Origin of the sequence: Actinoallomurus iriomotensis, from assembly GCF_030269445.1 — a bacterium.
GTDB classification, from domain to species: domain Bacteria; phylum Actinomycetota; class Actinomycetes; order Streptosporangiales; family Streptosporangiaceae; genus Actinoallomurus; species Actinoallomurus iriomotensis.
The window spans coordinates 1,340,898-1,357,896 of sequence record NZ_BSTJ01000001.1 but is presented as its reverse complement, the minus strand read 5'-3'; the positions used below and the strand labels follow the sequence as shown (position 1 = coordinate 1,357,896).

Sequence of the window (16,999 nt, the reverse complement as noted above, 5' to 3'; positions counted from 1 at the left end):
GAATGCGCACGGGCATCTGCACGTGCATCGGGCCTTGCATCTGCAAGACATGTCGAGCAGGATAGCGCGCGGGACACGCCGATCACTGATCGCCAGGGGATCGCGGATGACAGCACACGGAGCGCGCTGGATGACAGGCGAAAGAGCAGGGGAGGCGGTCGACGAGGCGCCGGAGTGGTTGTCCACGATCACTCAGGGCGAGCGGTGGCACGAACACCGTCCTGCCTCGATCCGCCCTGCTCCGCAGACCATGTCCGTCGGGCTCGCCGCCGTGGCCGAGTCGGTCAAGGAGGCCCGCGACTTCGCCCGCGCCGTGCTCCTGTCCTGGGGCCTCACCGCCATGCACGACGACGTGCGCCTCGTCGTCTCCGAGCTCGTCACCAACGCGCTGCGTTACGCCGCCGGACACGCCACCGAGTGGCACGGCGAAACCCCGATACGGCTGAGCCTGCTGCGGACCGGCGGCCGGCTGACCTGTGCCGTCACCGATCCCTGCGACGAGATCCCGGTGCGCAGGGAGCCCGACTGGGTGGCCCAGAGCGGCCGTGGCCTGCATCTGGTCGAGGCGTTCAGCCACTCATGGAACTGGGCGCCGCTGTCGAGCCACGGCAAGGTCGTCTGGGCCTGTTTCCTCTGTCCCGACTGTTGATCACGGTTCGATCACAAGAGTAGTTCGATCACAACAGCAGTGCGGCCGCGAGCGCGATCAGGACGCACGCCGCCGCCAGCGGGACCGCCTCCGCCGGAGCCAGCGCGGGTGGGAGCCCCTCTTCTCTGAGCCGCCGCCGTCGCGCGTACGCGATGAGCGTCAACGCCACCGGACCCGCGGCCGCGAACATCCCCACCGGCAGGTCCACCCGCGCCGCGATGGCCGTCACCGTCCAGGCCGACAGCGTTATCCGCAGCCAGGCCAGCTCCGTGCGCTGTGCCTGAAGCCCGGAACTCATCCCATCGCCATGCTGACCAGCGTCGTCGCCAGCAGTACCGCCACTCCGGAGGCGAGCAGAGCCGGTAGCGGGTCGCGGGGAAGATGGATGCCGAGACGCATGGCGAGCTGGACGCGCCGCCAGTTGCGGTACGCCGCCGGCACGATCAGCACGCTCAGCACGATCGCGCCCAGGCCGATCTCGTGGTGCCAGGGCGGCAGCCGTACGCCGCGGATGCCGCCGGCGAGCGGCACGCCGAGCGCGAGCAGGCCGAAGGCGGTCTGGATCCACGACAGGAGGGTGCGCTCGTTGGCCAGGGAGAAACGGTAGTCGGGCTCGTAGCCGGGCTCCTGGCGCGCCATCGTGCTCTCCCTCCCCACCTGTGACGGTCCGCCCGTATGCCTACCCCTCGCCGGGGCGGGCCGTACTCGCGGAAACGCCGGATAGCGGAGCCGGGGAGTCTCGCGATCGTCACCACCGGTGACAGGTGCCGGTTCGGCTCCAGCGCTCTCCATCATGCCGCCCTGACCAGGGAAAAGGTCGGTCTGGAAACGCGGCCGGAGGCATGGCGACACCCGCTCACGGATACAACCTGGACTTAACCGGACATCGTGTCCGGACACCTGAGGGGGGATGTGCCGGTATGGCGGAAGCCGGGCGAGCGACCAAAGAGAAGACCACGTCGCGGAGCGCCTCCGCGAGGAGCAGGACCTCGGCCTCGAGGACCTCCGGCGGCGGGACCACGACCAGCAGGACGTCCAGCGGCAGGACCACGAGCGGCAGGACCACGGGCGGCAAGAGCGCGGGTGGTAGAACGACGGGCGGCAGGTCCACGACGAGGACGTCCGCCGCCAGGGCCGCCGGCCGCGGCGGCACGACCAGCCGGGCCAGGACCTCCGCCTCGAAGACCTCCGGGGCGGGTGCGCGCAGGACGCCGGCCGCCCGGAGCGCCGGCGGCGCGACCGCCACGGCGCGGCGTCCCTCCACCAACGGCGCCGGGGTGGACGTTCCGGTTCCGGTGTTCACCCCCCACATGAGAACGGTGCACGTCCCCACGCCCGGCATGTCCTATGTCGGCGACGCCGGAAGGCTCGTCGCCGGCTATCTCCCGCCGCCCGGGCGCCTCGCGTTCTACGGCGGGCTGGGCATCGCGGCGGTCATGGGCGCCATCGACTGGCCGGTCGCCGCGGCGATCGGCATCGGCACCATGGTCGCGCGCCGGACCGGCCGTGGCATGGAGGCCCTGCGCGGGCGCGCGCGGCGCTCCACCTCGCGTACCTGACACCCGCGGCCCCGCCGAACCCCCGACCGTCGCGAGCGGCGTCGGCGTGGGCCGCTGACGCACGCCTCCAGAACGCCACCAGTACGCCACCAGAAAGACGACCATGCGACTGCGACGACTTCTCGGCGACGCCACCGGCCTGCCCGGCGCCACACTGCGAGCGGTGTCGGGCGCGGTGACCGGAATCGCGGAACGACGCCAGGTGCACACCACGCCGGGCCGGACGCGCATCCGGGTGCGCGGCGTGCACAAGCCGGGCACCGAGCCGGTGGCCCGGTCCCTCGTCCAGCGGCTGATGAGCGTCGCCGGGGTGACGCGCGCCGAGGTGAACGCGCCGCTCGGCTTCGTCTTCGTCATGCACGACGAGGAGACGCCGCTCGACGCGCTCCTGGACGTCGTCGAGGCCGTCGAGGCGGCACACGGCGTCTCCGGCGAGTCGTTCTCCGCCCTCGCCCACCCGAGCCGGCAGACCGTCGTGCGGGAGGCCGCTCTCGCCGGCGCGTACCTCGCCGGGGGCGGCTTCGCCGTGCTCGGCCGCCTGATGCGGGCGACGCCCCTGCCGCCGGGATTCGCGACGCTGCTGGCGATGGCGGACGCGTCGCCGCAGGTGCGGAGCGGACTGGAGCGGCGGATCGGCCACCCCGCCTCCGACATGGTGCTCGGCACCGGTGTGATCATCAGTCACGTGCTGGCGTACCAGCCCTCGGGCCCCGTCATCAACTCGGTGCACCGGCTCATGCGCATCGCCGAGATGCGCGCGCACGCGGAGGCGTGGAACCGGCGCGCCCGGCACATCGCGCCGACCCCCGGCGTCTTCCAGGCCGCACCGCTCGACGTGCCGCCACGGCCCGTTCCACTGCCGTACGGCGCCGTGGAGCACGCCGCCTGGACCATTCCCGCCGCGATCGCCACGGCCACCGGCACGTACGCGCTCAGCCGCGACGCAGATCGGGCCCAGGGCGTGCTGGCGGCGGGCGTGCCGAAGGCGGCCCGGCTCGGCCGCGACGCCTTCGCCATCCAGGTCGGCCGGGCGGCGGCCCGCCGGGACGTGGTCGTGGTGACGCCCGAGGTCCTGCGCCGGCTCGACCGCGTGGACCAGCTGGTCATCGACGCGTCGGCGCTGCGGACCGGCGACCTGGTCATCGAGGACGTGGTCTTCGTCACCGAGGGCGTCCCCCCGGAGACGGCGTACGAGCGCGCCCACGCCCTCGTGGACGTGCGCCGGCTGAGCGACCGGCACGAGGACGGCCCGTGGGCGGTGGCGCCGCTGCGGCCCTCCGCGCGCGGGCTGCCGCGCGGGGCCAGGGAGCAGGCGGAGGTGCTCCGCAAGGGTGGGGCGACCGTGCTGCTGCTGACCTGCGAGGACGAGCCGGTCGCGCTGGTCTCCGTGGTGGTGGAGCTGGACCCGCTGGCCGAGCCGTTGATCGCGGCGGCGCGGCGTGCCTGTGCCGTCGCGGTCGCCGGCGTCGCCGCGGGGTTGCGGCGGCGGCTCCCGGTCGAGCAGGCGGTGCCCGGCGGCAGCCGTCTCCTGGCGTCCGTGCGGCGGCTCCAGGAGGACGGCCGTACGGTCATGCTGCTGTCCGCGCGCGGCGGGGCGGCGCTCGCCGCCGCCGACGTCGGCGTCGGGCTCGTGAGCGCGAACGGGCACCCGCCCTGGGGCGCGCACATCCTGTGCGGCCCCGGCCTGGGCAAGGCGTATCCGGTGATCGAGGCCCTGGTGCCCGCGCGTGAGGCCAGTTCCCGCTCCGCCCGGATCGCCGAGGTCGGCTCGGTGGCGGGCGCGCTGCTCGCCGCCACCGGCACTCCGCGGAACGCCGCCCGCCGGGCGCAGCTCGCCATCGACACCGCGGCGCTGTCCGCGCTCGCGACCGGCACCTGGGCGGGGCTCACGGTCGGCCGGCGGCCCGCCCTCGTGCCGGTCGACCGTACGCCCTGGCACGCCTGGCCCGCCCAGGCCGTGCTGAGCCGTCTCGACTCGTCCTCCGCCGGCATCACCGCGTCCGAGGCCGAACGCCGGCGGGTGTCGGCCGAGGACGGCGCTCCGCGGCCGGCCGGCCTCGCCCGGGTCACGGTCGAGGAGCTGGACAACCCGCTGACCCCCGCGCTCGCGGCCGGCGCGGGAGTCTCCGCCGTCGTCGGGTCGATCACCGACGCGGCCCTGATCGGTACGGTCCTGGGCGTCAACGCCCTGATGTCGGGCGTCCAGCGTGTCGGGGCCGACCGGGCCCTGCGCCGGCTGGTCGACCTGAGCGCGGTGCGCGTACGGCTGCGGCGCCCGGAGGAGGCCGAGACCGACGTCAGGGCGACCGCGGACCAGCTCGTCCCCGGCGACGTGGTGATGCTGAGCGCCGGTGACGCCGTACCGGCCGACGCACGGCTGCTGGTCGCGAAGGGGCTGGAGGTGGACGAGTCCAGCCTCACCGGAGAGTCGCAGCTCGTCACCAAGACCGCCCGCCCGAGCATGGCCGGGTCCGTCGCGGACCGTACCTCCATGCTGTACGAGGGCACGGTCATCGCGGCGGGTGAGGCCACGGCGGTGGTCGTCGCGACGGGGGAGCGGACCGAGATCGGCCGCGCGAGCCGGCTCGCCGGCGAGCGCCGCCCCGGTGGCGTCGAGGCGCGCCTGCAGTCCCTCACCGCGGTGACGCTGCCCGTGGCGCTGGGCGCGGGCGCCGGCCTGTTCCTGTCGGACCTGCTGCGGGGCCGCTCGCTCGCCCAGGCGCTCGGCCCGGCGGTCAGCCTCGCCGTCGCCGCCGTGCCCGAGGGCCTGCCCTTCGTCGCCACCGCCGCGGAGCTGGCGACCGCACGTCGCATGTCCCAGCGGGGCGCCCTCGTGCGCAACCCGGCGACGATCGAGGCCCTCGGCCGGATCGACGTCCTGTGCTTCGACAAGACCGGCACGCTGACCATGGGACGCCTGCGGCTGCGGCTCGTCTCCGACGGAGAGTCGACCTCTCCGACCAAGAACCTGTCGCCGCGGCGACGGGTCATCGTCGCCGCCGCGCTCCGCGCCAGCCCCGAGCAGGCCGGCCGCAAGATGCCCCACCCGACCGACCAGGCGATCATTCGCGCGGCCCGCGAGCTGGACATGAAGGACTTCGAGGGGCTCGGCTCCTGGAAGCGCGTCGCCGAACTGCCGTTCGAGCCCGGCCGCGGCTACCACGCGGTCCTCGGCCGTACGCCGGACGGGCAGCTGCTGAGCGTCAAGGGCGCGCCGGAGATCCTCCTGGCCAGGTGTGACCAGTGGTGTCGGGGCGACCAGGTCGTCCCGTTCGACGAGAAGGCGCGCGAGAAGGTCGAGCAGGAGGTGGACCGGCTGGCGCGCCTGGGCTACCGGGTGCTCGCGGTCGGCGAGCGGAAGGCGTCCGGGCGGCGGGACCTGACCGAGTCGCGCATCGACCGGCTGTGCCTGCTCGGCCTGGTCTGCATCGCCGACCCGGTGCGTCCGACCGCCGCCGAGGCCGTGGGCCGGCTCCGCAAGGCGGGCGTCGACATCATGATGATCACCGGGGACCATCCGACCACGGCGGAGGCGATCGCCGCCGAGCTGAACCTCCTCAACGGGAAGATCATGACCGGTGCGGACCTCGACGCCCTGCCGGACGAGAAGCTCGGGGAGGCGCTGGCCGGGGTCTCGGTGTTCGCCCGCGTGAGCCCCAACCAGAAGGCCCGCGTCGTCCGGGCGCTGCGCGCGGCGGGCCGGGTCGTGGCGGTCACCGGGGACGGCGCCAACGACGCGCCGGCGATCCGGCTGGCGGACGTCGGGATCGCCCTCGGCGAGCGTGCCACGCCCGCCGCCCGCGAGACCGCCGACGTCGTGGTGACCGACGACCGGATCGAGACGATCACCGACGCGATCGCCGACTGCCGTGCGATGTGGCGCTCGACCCGCGACGCGCTCGCGGTGCTGCTCGGCGGCAACATCGGCGAGATCGTCTTCACCGTGCTCACGGGCCTGCTCAGCGGCAGCAGCCCCCTGAACGTCCGCCAGCTCCTGCTCGTGAACCTGCTCACCGACATGCTCCCGGCCGTGGCGCTGGCGGCCCGTCCGCCCTCCGGCGTCACCCGGGAGGAACTGCTGCAGGAGGGCCCGGACCGCTCGCTCGGCACCGCGCTGACCCGCGACATCGCGGTACGCGCGTGCGCGACGGCGGGCGCCGCCGTGACCGCCTGGACGCTCGCGAGGATGAGCGGAACGCGCGAGCAGGCGGACACGACCGGCCTGGTGGCCCTGGTCGGCACCCAGCTGGCCCAGACGATCGCGGCCGGCGGGCGCGACCCCCTGGTCCTGGCGTCGGGCGTGGCCTCGCTGGCCGCCCTCGGGATCATCGTGCAGGTGCCGGTGCTGAGCCACTTCTTCGGCAGCCGGCCGCTGCTGCCGCACGGCTGGCTGATCGCCCTGGGCTGCGCGGGCGGCTTCGCGCTGGGCGCGGTGCTGGTGACACGGCTGCCCGGCGGCACGATCGTGACGTACGTTCCGGGCGCGACCCGGCTCGCCCGTCTCGTGGAGGAGCTGCAGGAGGATCTCACGAACCGCCTGCGGGAGGGACTGAAGGAGAACCTGCCCGCAGGTCTCGCCCGCGCCCTTCCCGCGTGACATCAGGGTCTTGCGGGCCCACAGGGGTCAACCGGGGCGAGCGAACCGGTTGACCTGGGGATATGTTCATCTTCTCGTAACCCCCAGGGTTTTCCTGAAACCGGACAAGAAGGCATACTCGGGTCGAAAGCACCCCCTGATACGCGTTAGGTGTTCCCCGTGCCAGACATCGTCTCGACCGTCCTCGCGAAGGCCCTGGTGATGCTGCTCCAGGCTCTTCTCACCCGCCTGTTCCTGCAGTTCATGCGGTCCGGTCTGTACCGCGACCTGCGTGCCGCGGGCGTTCCCGCCTGAGGAGCGTTCGCTACGCGCCGGCGAGCAGACGCTCGGCGGCGATCTCCAGGCGTGCCTGGATCTGCTCGTTGCCCGTGCGGCCACGGAGCAGCTCGATCATCTCCATGACCCAGACGCTGGACAACGAGCGCAGCAGGACGTGACGCTCCTCGCCGGGCGTCACGTCGCCGTCGGCGGCGCGCGCGAGCATGGCGGCCATCCGGTCGCCGAGGTCGGTCTTGACGTCCGACAGCAACAGTGACCGGATGAGCGCGTCCGCGAGCTCCGGCTCGCGCATCAGCCCGCGCGTCGCCCGCATCAGCGCCTCCACGGCCCTCCCGGCCGGCGTCCCCGAGCGGGGCGGCCGGCGGTCGAGGCTCGCCTCGAGAGTGTCGATCTCCTCGTTGACGACCGCCACGACGAGGTCCATCTTCGAGGGGAAGTAGCGGTAGAGCGTGCCCAGGGCCACTCCGGCGCGCTCGGCGACCGTGCGCATCTGCATCGCCTCCACGCCTCCGCGCGACGCCAGCGCGGCCGCGGCCTGAAGGATGCGCTTGCGGCGCTGGTGCTGGCTGCGGGAGCGACCTGTCAGGTGACCGGCCGCCGCGGGTTCTGCGGTCACGACGCCACCCCTCGGTCGGGAGCGCGGCCTGCGGTCCGCGCTTTCTTCGCACAAGGGTACATGCCGCGAGAACACGTTATTCCGCCGCAACGAACCGCCGTGTCACGTCGGCGGCCGCGGATCCCCTGTGCGGTGGTCGGACCGGTACCGCCTGCGGCAGTGGACACGGACTAGAATCCGTTCTAGTTTTCATCCCAGGCGCGCTGCCCCCGGCCGCGAGAGGGGATCATGGACTTCGATCTCGACGAGAACGCCCAGGAGCTGCGGAGTCTGGTGTCCGGCCTGCTCGACCGCGAGGCCACCCCGGCGCGGATCGAAGAGCACGAGCGTTCCGGCGCCCCGTACGACGCCCGCCTGTGGGCGGCGCTCGCCCAGGCCGGCGTGCTCGGCGCCTGCCTGCCCGAAGACCTCGGCGGCGCCGGGCTCGGCGCGGTCGAGCTGGCGGTGATCCTGCGCGAGATCGGGGCGCACGCCGCGCCGGTGCCCGCCTACGCCTCGCTGCCGGCCGCTCTCACGATCGCCCGCCACGGCGGCGGAGAGCTCCGCGCGCGACTCGGCGTGGTGGCCGACGGCGGGCTGGTGCTCACCGCGGCGGTACGCGAGCCGGGCTCCGGCCTCGCCCAGCCGCCCGGCGCGACCGCGACCCGCGACGGCGACGCGTACGTCCTGGAGGGCGTCAAGACCTTCGTGCCGTACGCCGGGCAGGCGGCGTACATCCTCGTCCCGGCGCGGACCGGCGACGGGACCGTCGGCGTCTTCGCCGTCGAGCCGGACCAGGTCGCGCTCACCCCGCAGCCCGCGGCGACCGGCGAGCCGATGGCGCGGCTGGACCTGGACGGCGTCCGGGTGGGCGCCGGCGCCCTGCTCGGCGCCGGGGCGCACGAGACGCTGCTGGGGTACGCCACCGCCGGAGCGGTCGCCACCGCCTCCGGCGCGCTCGCCGCCGCGCTCGACCTCACCACCGGGCACGTACGGACGCGCGAGCAGTTCGGCCGCCCGCTGGCGGAGTTCCAGGCCGTCACGATGCAGATCGGCGACGTCTACATCGCCAAGCGGGCGCTCGACGTGGCCATGTGGGCCGGAGTCTGGCGGCTCGCCGAGGGCCACGACGACGCCGCCGAGGTGCTCGCGGTCGCCGCGTGGGCGGCCTGCGAGGGCGCGCTCCAGGCCCTCTACACCTGCCAGCACCTGCACGGCGGCCTCGGCCTCGACGTCACCTATCCCCTGCACCGCCATTTCGCCTGGGGCAAGCACTACGCCCACCTGCTCGGCGGGGCGGAGGCCCAGCTCGACACGATCGGAGCTCTGGTGGCCTGATGTTCATCGACCTGACCGGCGAGCAGCGGGCCCTCCGCGACGACCTGCGCGGCTACTTCCGCGACTGCCTCACCGCCGGGGAACGCGAGCGGATCGCCGAGGACCCGTTCGGCACGGCGTACATGGAGCACTGCCGGCGGCTCGGCCGCGACGGCATGCTCGGCATCGCGCTGCCGGAGGAGTACGGCGGGCGCGGCTTCGGCCCGGTCGAGCAGCAGATCTTCGCCAACGAGATCGCCCGCGCGGAGGTGCCGTACCCGATCATCACGCTCAACACCGTCGCGCCGACGCTCGTGCAGTACGGCACCGAGCAGCAGAAGAAGCGGTTCCTGCCCCGCATCCTCGCGGGGGAGTGCCACTTCGCGATCGGCTACAGCGAGCCCGGCGCCGGCACCGACCTGGCCGCGCTGCGCACCACGGCGGTCCGCGACGGCGACCACTACGTCGTGAACGGCCAGAAGATCTTCACCTCCGGCGCGCACCACGCCGACTTCATCTGGCTGGCCGCGCGCACCGATCCGGACGCCGCCCGGCACAAGGGCATCTCGATGTTCATCGTCGACTGCGCCGACCCGGGCTTCTCCTGGACGCCGATCGTCACGATGGACGGCCGTCACCACACCAACGCCACCTACTACCAGGACGTCCGCGTGCCGGCCGACCTGCTCGTCGGCGAGGAGAACCGCGGCTGGGACCTCATCGTCAACCAGCTCAACCACGAACGCGTCACCCTCGGCCCGGCCGGCAACCTCGGTCACACCTACGACCGGTTCGTCCGCTGGGCCCGTACGAAGACGGGCCCGGACGGGCGGCCCCTGATCGAGGAGCCGGCGGTCCGGCGCGCGGTGGCGCGGGTGCACGCGTTCCTGCGCGTCAACGAACTGCTCAACTGGCAGGTCGCCGCGGGCATGGACCTCGGCTGGCTCGGCGCGGCGGACGCGTCCGCGACCAAGATCTACGGTTCGGAGCGCATGCAGGACGCCGGGCGGGTCGTGGGCGAGATCCTCGCGCGGTACGGCGACCCCGGCGACGAGGAGACGCGCGAGCTGATCGACCGGGTCGACCACGGGGTCAAGGGCGGCCTCGTGCTGACCTTCGGCGGCGGGGTCAACGAAGTGCAGCGGGAGATCATCGCCATGATCGGCCTCGGCCTGCCGCGGGCCCCGCGCTGACGCACCGCGAGGGAGAGACATGCATGACCGGCTGATGGCGCTCGCGGACGAACTCGCGGCCGAGGGCGAGAGCGCCGCCACGCCCTGCCCGGACCCGGTGAACGCCGCGATGATCCGCAACTGGACCCGGGCGCTCGGCGACCGGAGCGGGCGCTGGTCGGAGTACGCCCCGCCGGCCATGATCCAGGTCTGGTCGATGGCCGGCCCCGACGAGCGGCCACAGCCGGGAGGTCGGTCGGGGCAGGTTGGTCGGGAAGAAACCGCCTCGCCCGACCGGATCCTGAGCACGCTGGACGAGGCGGGCTACGTCGGTGTGGTCGCCACCAACTGCGAGCACACCTACGACCGCTACCTGCGGCTGGGCGAGGAACTGTCCACGACCGTCATCTTCGACGGCGTCACCGGGCCCAAGCGGACCGCGCTCGGCGAGGGCTACTTCGTCACCTGGTACGAGCGCTGGTACTCCGGCGGCGAGCGGGTCGCGGAGATGCTGTTCCGGGTGCTGAAGTTCAAACCGCGCGGCGACGCGCCGCCCGCCCCGTCCGGCGGGAGATATCCGCTGCGCCCCGCCGTCGGCCCCGACACCCGGTTCTTCTGGGACGGCGTGCGGGCCGGCGAGCTGCGGATCCAGCGCTGCGCCGAGTGCGGTGCGCTGCGTCACCCGCCCGGGCCGATGTGCCCCGCCTGCCACGCGACCAAGCGCGACCACGTCACCGCCGCCGGGCGCGGCGTCGTGCACAGCTACGTCGTGCACCACCACCCGCCGGTGCCTGGCCTCACCCCGCCGTACGTCGTGGCGCTGGTCGAGCTGGAGGAGGGCGTGCGGATCATCGGTGACCTCCTCGGCTGCGCGCCCGGGGACGCGTACGTCGGCATGCCGGTGGAGCTGGAGTTCCAGCGGATGGACGAGGAGCTGACGCTGCCGCAGTGGCGACCCGCCGGGACCGCGCCGGCGGCCGTCGAGGAGCCGGAGCACGCCGAGGGCGAGGCGGGTCTGCGGATCGAGCTGACGCCGACGTTCGTGATCTCAACGGCGCTGGCGACCCGCGACCTCACGCCCGTGCACCACGATCCGGCGGTGGCGCGGGCGCAGGGTTCGGCGGACATCTTCCTCAACATCCTCACCACGATCGGCCTGGTCCAGCGCTACGTCCTCGAAAGCCGGCCGGACGCCCGCCTGGCCGGCATCGCGCTGCGGCTCGGCGTGCCCGCGTACGCGGGGGACACGCTCACCCTCACCGGCCGTCCCGTGGGCGACGGGGCGCTGGAGGTGCGCGGCGCGGTCGGCGCGGGCGACCACGTGGTGGCGACCGTACGGCTGAAGGAGCCCGCATGACGATCTCGGGACGCGCGGCGATCGCCGGCATCGGGGCGACGGAGTTCTCCAAGGAGTCGGGCCGCTCGGAGCTGCGGCTCGCCGCCGAGGCGTGCGTCGCCGCCCTGAAGGACGCCGGGCTGACGCCGTCGGACGTCGACGGCCTGGTGACCTTCACCCAGGACACGAACGCCGAGATCGCCGTCGCCCGCGAGCTGGGCGTTCCGGAGCTGACCTTCTTCTCCCGCGTCGACTACGGCGGCGGCGCGGCCTGCGGCACGGTCGCCCACGCCGCGATGGCCGTGGCGACCGGGCAGGCGCGTACGGTCGTGTGCTACCGGGCGTTCAACGAGCGGTCCGGGCAGCGGTTCGGCCAGGCGACCACGGCCATGGCGCCCGGTACGACTGCCATGGAGTTCTCCTGGCACCTGCCGTTCGGCTTCGCCACGCCCGCCGCCTGGGTCGCCATGCAGGCGCGGCGCTACATGCACGACTACGGCGCGACCAGCGAGGACTTCGGCCGCGTCGCGGTCGCGATGCGGCGGCACGCCGCGACCAACCCGCGCGCATGGTTCCACGAGCGGCCGATCACGCTGGAGGAGCACCAGGCGAGCCGCTGGGTGGTCGAGCCGCTGCACCTGCTGGACTGCTGCCAGGAGTCCGACGGCGCCGTGGCGATCGTCGTGACCGGCGCCGACCGCGCCCGTGACCTCCCGAATCCGCCGGTGTCGATCACCGCCGCCGCGCAGGGCTCGGGCCCGAACCAGATGATGATGTTCGGCTACTACGAGACGGACCTGGCCGCGCTGCCCGCGATGGGCGTGGTGGGCCGCGCGCTGTGGGAGCGGTCCGGACTCACCCCGGCGGACGTGCGGACCGCGATCCTGTACGACCACTTCACGCCGTTCGTGCTGATGCAGCTGGAGGAGCTGGGCTTCTGCGGGCGGGGGGAGGGCCGCGACTTCGTCGCGGACGGCGGCATCGAACTCGACGGCCACCTGCCGGTCAATCCGAACGGCGGTCAGCTCGGCGAGGCGTACATCCACGGCATGAACGGCATCGCCGAGGCGGTCCGCCAGGTCCGCGGCACATCGGTCAACCAGGTGCCGGACGTGGCGCACGTCCTGGTCACGGCGGGCACGGGCGTACCCACGAGCGGCCTGGTCCTGAGCCGTCCGGCGTAGGGCGGGACGCCGTCCCGTGCGTGCCGTGGCCGGAGACGGCCGTCCGGTTTGATCTCCCGGCCGCCGGACACGATGCGGGCATGCATCGGCTGGATGAGACTCCCGGGTATCCGTGGACGCCCTTCACCGAGTGGCGGCTGCGGTCGCGTGTGTGCGCCGTGGGCGACCTGATCGTGGTCGCGGTGGGCGCGGCGTTATTCGCGGTCCTGGGCGTCGACGACGTCGTGTCGTGGCGGTCCGATCAGGTACTGGTGAGCCACGGTCGGCTGATCGGGCCGGTCGCTCCGCTGATCCACGCGCTCGCCATGATCTTCGGCCTCGGCGCGGCGCTGACCGGCACGGCTCTGCTCTCCTTGCACCGGGAGGCATACCAGCTAGCAGGAAGACCGGTATTGCCGCTGGCAGGCGGGCGATTTGGGGGGTGGCGGCGCTGACGTACGGCATCCGGCGAGGGATTGTGGTGTTGTAAGTACAGACGGCTACGAAGAAGGAAGGGGAAGTGACATGTGCCAGCACCGGCCTCCATGCCCCGCGGCTGACGCAGCCGATCACACGGCGGCCCGTGTCGTGGCGTCGCACCCCGAGCAGGGTTGGTACCTGCTCTGCAACGGTGTCGTCATCTTCGACGACACCGGCGAACTGGGCCCCGACGGTCTCGCGACCGAACCCCATCGTGCCCGGCCGCTCACCATGGCGGCCTGACCCGTACTTTCCAGTTGAAGACCCCACCGGGCCACGTGACCCCACACGTGAGTCCCGCTGTGCGGCCCGCCGGTCCCCGACGGCGGAGTCGCGAGCAGGGCCGGCGGTTCCCCGCCGCACGGCCGTATCCCCCGTGAGTGCGCCGGTCCACGGTCATCCGTGGGCCGGCGTGCGTCATCCGGTGGCGGTCTCTTTCTCGGACCGGTAGGCCAGCTCGTCTTCCATGACCGCGAAGACCTCGTCCACGACCTCGGAGAAGCGGTCGGTCTTGGCCACGCCCGCCGCCAGCACCTCGAAGGCGCTGTGGAACGCGCAGTTGGCCAGGCCGGCCATCACGTGCGGCCGCAGGTCGGCGGCGGGGTCGACGCCCATGCGCTCGGCGATGATCCGGGTGATCTCCGACTGCTTCTTCTGCCCGTGCTCCAGGCTGCGGCCGAACACCGCCGGGCTGCTCTCCATCATCTGCTGGATGCAGCCGAACCGCTCCGGGTCGAAGCCGTACTGGCCGTTCTCGCAGGCGCGGATCACCGAGACCGCGGCGTTGCGCAGCGCGGTCAGCACCGGCTCGGCGGCCGGGCGGGAGGACAGTGCCTCCAGCATCGTGGTGAACTGCTCTTCCTGGAACGTCAGGACGACGTCCTCTTTCGAGGCGAAGTAGCGGAAGAAGGTGCGGGAGGAGACGTCGACCTCGTCGGCGATCTCCTCGACGGTCGTCGCGTCGAAGCCCTTCTCCTGGAAGAGCCGGAACGCCGCGTCGACCAGTGCCTCACGGGTGCGCTGCTTCTTGCGCTCACGCCGACCGGCCATGGGCGCCGCGCAGATGTCGTGCACCGTCGTCGCCTCCATGCCCGAAGGGTAACGGACGCCGTTCACTTAGCCAAGACCACTTTTCATGTTGTGACACTAGTCATGTCACGACTTTAGTCGCTTGACGACATGTGTCACAGCATGACAGTTTTGGGGCACTCGGACTTCACGGAGGCAAGTTCATGTCCCAAGCGACACTCACGCCGCATGCGGGCGCGCGGGAGCGACCGCGCCGCGCCGGCCACGGCCATCCCTGGCTGACACTCTTCGCCGTCGCGCTCGGCGTGATGATGGTGGGCCTGGACGCGACGGTCGTGTCCATCGCCAACCCCGCGATCGCCAAGGACCTGCACGCCGACCTGGCCGGTCTGCAGTGGGTCACCAACGGTTACCTGCTCGCCCTCGCCGTCACGCTGATCCCCGCGGGGAAGATCGCCGACCGGTTCGGCCGCAAGAAGACGTTCCTGGCGGGTGTGATCGGGTTCGCCGCGGCGTCGGTGCTGGTGGGCGTGTCCGGCGGCATCGGCATGGTCATCTTCTGGCGCGTCGTCCAGGGCGTCGCCGGCGCGCTGCTCCAGCCCGCCAGCCTGGCCCTCATCCGCAACTCCTTCCCGCCGCAGCGGCTCAACGCCGCGATCGGCATCTGGGGCGCCACCGTCGGCGTCTCCATCGCCGGCGGCCCGATCGTCGGCGGACTGCTCGTCCAGCACGTCAACTGGGAGTCGGTCTTCTTCCTCAACGCGCCGCTCGGCCTGATCGCACTGCTCGTGGGCCTGTGGGTGGTCCGCGAGTCGCGGGACGAGGACGCGCACGGGTCCTTCGACGTCTCCGGCGTCGCGCTGCTGTCAGGGTCGCTGTTCGCCCTGGTCTGGGGCCTGATCAAGGCGGGCACGTACGGGTTCGGGGACCCGGTGCCGCTGTGGTCGTTCGCCGCGTTCGCGGTGCTGCTCGCCGGGTTCGTCGTCCGCGAGCTGATGGCCACGCATCCCGTGCTGCCGCTGAAGCTGTTCCGCTCGGTCTCGCTGTCGGCCGCGACGGGGCTGCTCCTGCTCGGCACCTTCGCCCTGTTCGGCACGATCTTCTTCATCACGCTGTACCTCCAGCAGGTGCACGGCATGAGCCCGGTCGCCGCCGGCGTCCGGATGCTGCCGATGACCGGCATCTTCATCGTGTCCTCGCCGCTCGGCGGTGCGCTGACCCAGCGCTTCGGCCCGCGCGTGCCGCTGATCCTCGGCATGGTCTTCACCGCCGTGGCGATGTTCGGCCTGTCGCGGATCGGGGTGGACGCCTCGTACAACGCGATCTGGCCGTGGTTCGTCCTCATCGGCTTGGCGTTCGGCTTCATCATGACCGCCGGCACCGAGGCGATCGTCGGCAACGCCCCCGTGCAACTCGCCGGCGTCGCGGGCGGGCTCCAGCAGACCGCGTTCCAGATCGGCGGCGTGCTGGGCACCTCGGTCCTCGGCACGATCCTGTCCACCCGCGTGGGCAACGTTCTGATGGACCGGCTGACCGGGGCGGGCCTGCCCGTACCGGCCGCGCAGCGGCTCGAGGGGGCCAAGGACTACATCGCCCAGGGCGTCGCGCCGGTACCGCCCGGCACGCCGGCGCCGGCCGCGAACGCCATCACCACCGGCAGCCACCTGGCGTTCATGGACGGTTTCCAGACCTCCATGGCGGTGGCCGCCGCGGTCGCCCTCGTGGCGGCCGTCGCCGCCCTGCTCGTACGGCGCGGTGAGAACGCGGTCGAGGGCACCGTCGCCATCTGAGGGCCCGGGGCGGGCGGAGGGGGGCTCCGCCCGTCCCTTTCACATCGAAGGAGCAGAAGCCATGACCATGGACGCCGACATCGCGCCGGGCGCGACCCCGCTGCCGGAGAGCGGCTGGGAGCTGCGCGTCGGACGGGGGAGCGGGGACCGCCCCGCGCTGGAGGTGCACACCGGCGACGGCCTGATCGACGTCGCCGTCGCGGGCGGCCGCGGAGCCGCGCTCGTGCGCGGCGCCGTACGCGGGCGTGGGTTCTCGGTGGCGTGGGGGCAGCTGCCGCCCGGTGGCGAGGTGCTCGTGGAGTTCCGCTCGGGCGACACGTCGCGTACGGTCACCGCCGTGACCGTCGCGGGCGCCTTCTGGGCGGCCGAGGCGCCGGGCCGGTTCCGCGAGGTCGTCGTGACGACCGCCGTCGACCGCGAGGCGTACCGCCTGCGCCGCTTCAGGTGACGCCGGGGTGGCCGGCGGGTGACAGGGGGCTCACTCGCCGGCCGTTGTCAGAAAACGCTCAGCCGGCCGCCCTAGGCTTCCGGCGTGCCCTCGCTCATCAGACGTTTCCCTCTGCCCATCCTTTTCATCATCGCGCTGTGCGCCGTCTCGTCGGTGTACGCCTACGGGCTCGAACCGTCTGACCAGCGATCCTTCATCGCCTCGACGGCGACGAACCTCGTGAACCTGCGCACCGACCCGCTCGGCACGCTCATCGCCTCGGCCTTCGTGTCCGAGGCCACGCCGTGGATCTGGATCGGCTTCGCGATCGTCGGCCTGTTCCCGCTGGTCCACCGCTTCGGCAACCTGCGGGCCCTGCTTCTCGTCGCGGCCGCGCAGGTCATCGGCACGGTGATCAGTGAGGGCCTGCTGGCCTGGCAGATCTCGACCGGGGCGGCGCCGGGGTCGCTGCGCTTCCTCGACGACGTCGGCCCCTCCTACGTCATCGCCTCCGCCCTGATCGCCACGATCCTGTACGGCCCCGAGCCGGCGGTGCGCACGGCACGGCACGGACACTGGCTGTTCGACCGCATCGCGAGCCGCTGG

Annotated in this window: 17 protein-coding genes and 1 pseudogene; 13 read left to right on the top strand and 5 right to left on the bottom strand. The window is 72.9% G+C overall.

What is annotated here, in order from left to right:
* Positions 1–130 precede the first annotated feature (130 nt).
* Entirely contained in the window at positions 131–649 is a 519-nt protein-coding gene (locus tag QSK37_RS06425; protein WP_285618246.1) for an ATP-binding protein, read from the top strand.
* 28 nt (positions 650–677) lie between these two features.
* Here the strand turns inward: QSK37_RS06425 and QSK37_RS06420 are convergent, their stop codons facing one another.
* From QSK37_RS06420 to QSK37_RS06410, 3 genes are all read right to left on the bottom strand, one after another.
* Positions 678–947, bottom strand: a complete 270-nt coding sequence (locus QSK37_RS06420; protein WP_285618244.1) for a hypothetical protein — start codon at positions 945–947, stop codon at positions 678–680.
* Positions 944–1,288, bottom strand: a complete 345-nt coding sequence (locus QSK37_RS06415; RefSeq protein WP_285570136.1) for a YidH family protein — start codon at positions 1,286–1,288, stop codon at positions 944–946. The genes QSK37_RS06420 and QSK37_RS06415 overlap by 4 nt, the downstream gene beginning before the upstream one ends.
* 217 nt (positions 1,289–1,505) lie before the next feature.
* Complete coding sequence (locus QSK37_RS06410) at positions 1,506–1,952, bottom strand: hypothetical protein (protein WP_285618243.1); 447 nt, start codon at positions 1,950–1,952, stop codon at positions 1,506–1,508.
* A 7-nt stretch (positions 1,953–1,959) separates the two neighbouring features.
* Here QSK37_RS06410 and QSK37_RS06405 point away from each other — a divergent pair, with 7 nt between their 5' ends.
* The 3 genes from QSK37_RS06405 to QSK37_RS06395 all read left to right on the top strand — a co-directional run bounded on the left by QSK37_RS06405 (position 1,960) and on the right by QSK37_RS06395 (position 7,099).
* Positions 1,960–2,208 (top strand): hypothetical protein, encoded by a 249-nt coding sequence (locus QSK37_RS06405; protein WP_285570130.1) that lies wholly within the window; start codon positions 1,960–1,962, stop codon positions 2,206–2,208.
* A gap of 103 nt (positions 2,209–2,311) precedes the next feature.
* Entirely contained in the window at positions 2,312–6,805 is a 4,494-nt protein-coding gene (locus QSK37_RS06400; protein WP_285618242.1) for a cation-translocating P-type ATPase, read from the top strand.
* 159 nt (positions 6,806–6,964) lie between these two features.
* The gene (locus QSK37_RS06395) at positions 6,965–7,099 is read left to right on the top strand and encodes a hypothetical protein (RefSeq protein WP_285570124.1); all 135 of its coding nucleotides are present in this window, start codon (positions 6,965–6,967) and stop codon (positions 7,097–7,099) included.
* 10 nt (positions 7,100–7,109) lie between these two features.
* Here the strand turns inward: QSK37_RS06395 and QSK37_RS06390 are convergent, their stop codons facing one another.
* Entirely contained in the window at positions 7,110–7,700 is a 591-nt protein-coding gene (locus QSK37_RS06390) for a TetR family transcriptional regulator (RefSeq protein ID WP_285618241.1), read from the bottom strand.
* A gap of 228 nt (positions 7,701–7,928) precedes the next feature.
* Here QSK37_RS06390 and QSK37_RS06385 point away from each other — a divergent pair, with 228 nt between their 5' ends.
* From QSK37_RS06385 to QSK37_RS06360, 6 genes are all read left to right on the top strand, one after another.
* Complete coding sequence (locus QSK37_RS06385; protein ID WP_285618240.1) at positions 7,929–9,017, top strand: acyl-CoA dehydrogenase family protein; 1,089 nt, start codon at positions 7,929–7,931, stop codon at positions 9,015–9,017.
* Entirely contained in the window at positions 9,017–10,189 is a 1,173-nt protein-coding gene (locus QSK37_RS06380) for an acyl-CoA dehydrogenase family protein (protein WP_285618238.1), read from the top strand. The genes QSK37_RS06385 and QSK37_RS06380 overlap by 1 nt, the downstream gene beginning before the upstream one ends.
* A 19-nt stretch (positions 10,190–10,208) precedes the next feature.
* Positions 10,209–11,525: an OB-fold domain-containing protein gene (locus QSK37_RS06375; protein WP_285618237.1), complete on the top strand. Its 1,317-nt coding sequence runs from the start codon at positions 10,209–10,211 to the stop codon at positions 11,523–11,525.
* Positions 11,522–12,688 carry a lipid-transfer protein gene (locus QSK37_RS06370; RefSeq protein WP_285618235.1) on the top strand — a complete coding sequence of 389 codons (1,167 nt, stop codon included), beginning with the start codon at positions 11,522–11,524 and terminating at the stop codon, positions 12,686–12,688. The genes QSK37_RS06375 and QSK37_RS06370 overlap by 4 nt, the downstream gene beginning before the upstream one ends.
* A gap of 80 nt (positions 12,689–12,768) precedes the next feature.
* Positions 12,769–13,122, top strand: coding sequence for a hypothetical protein (locus QSK37_RS06365; protein ID WP_285618234.1), 354 nt, complete (start codon positions 12,769–12,771; stop codon positions 13,120–13,122).
* Between the two features lie 70 nt (positions 13,123–13,192).
* A complete protein-coding gene (locus tag QSK37_RS06360) occupies positions 13,193–13,390 on the top strand; it encodes a DUF5999 family protein (protein ID WP_285618233.1) in 198 nt (65 codons plus the stop codon).
* Between the two features lie 174 nt (positions 13,391–13,564).
* Here QSK37_RS06360 and QSK37_RS06355 read toward each other — a convergent pair whose 3' ends face one another.
* Entirely contained in the window at positions 13,565–14,236 is a 672-nt protein-coding gene (locus QSK37_RS06355; protein ID WP_285618232.1) for a TetR family transcriptional regulator, read from the bottom strand.
* 143 nt (positions 14,237–14,379) lie between these two features.
* Between QSK37_RS06355 and QSK37_RS06350 the strand changes: the two genes are divergently transcribed.
* The 3 genes and pseudogenes from QSK37_RS06350 to QSK37_RS51410 all read left to right on the top strand — a co-directional run.
* Entirely contained in the window at positions 14,380–15,966 is a 1,587-nt protein-coding gene (locus QSK37_RS06350) for an MFS transporter (protein WP_285618231.1), read from the top strand.
* A gap of 61 nt (positions 15,967–16,027) precedes the next feature.
* Positions 16,028–16,414 (top strand): hypothetical protein, encoded by a 387-nt coding sequence (locus tag QSK37_RS06345; RefSeq protein ID WP_285618230.1) that lies wholly within the window; start codon positions 16,028–16,030, stop codon positions 16,412–16,414.
* Between the two features lie 84 nt (positions 16,415–16,498).
* A pseudogene (locus tag QSK37_RS51410) lies at positions 16,499–16,918 on the top strand (rhomboid-like protein); the annotation flags it as partial.
* Between the last annotated feature and the right edge of the window lie 81 nt (positions 16,919–16,999).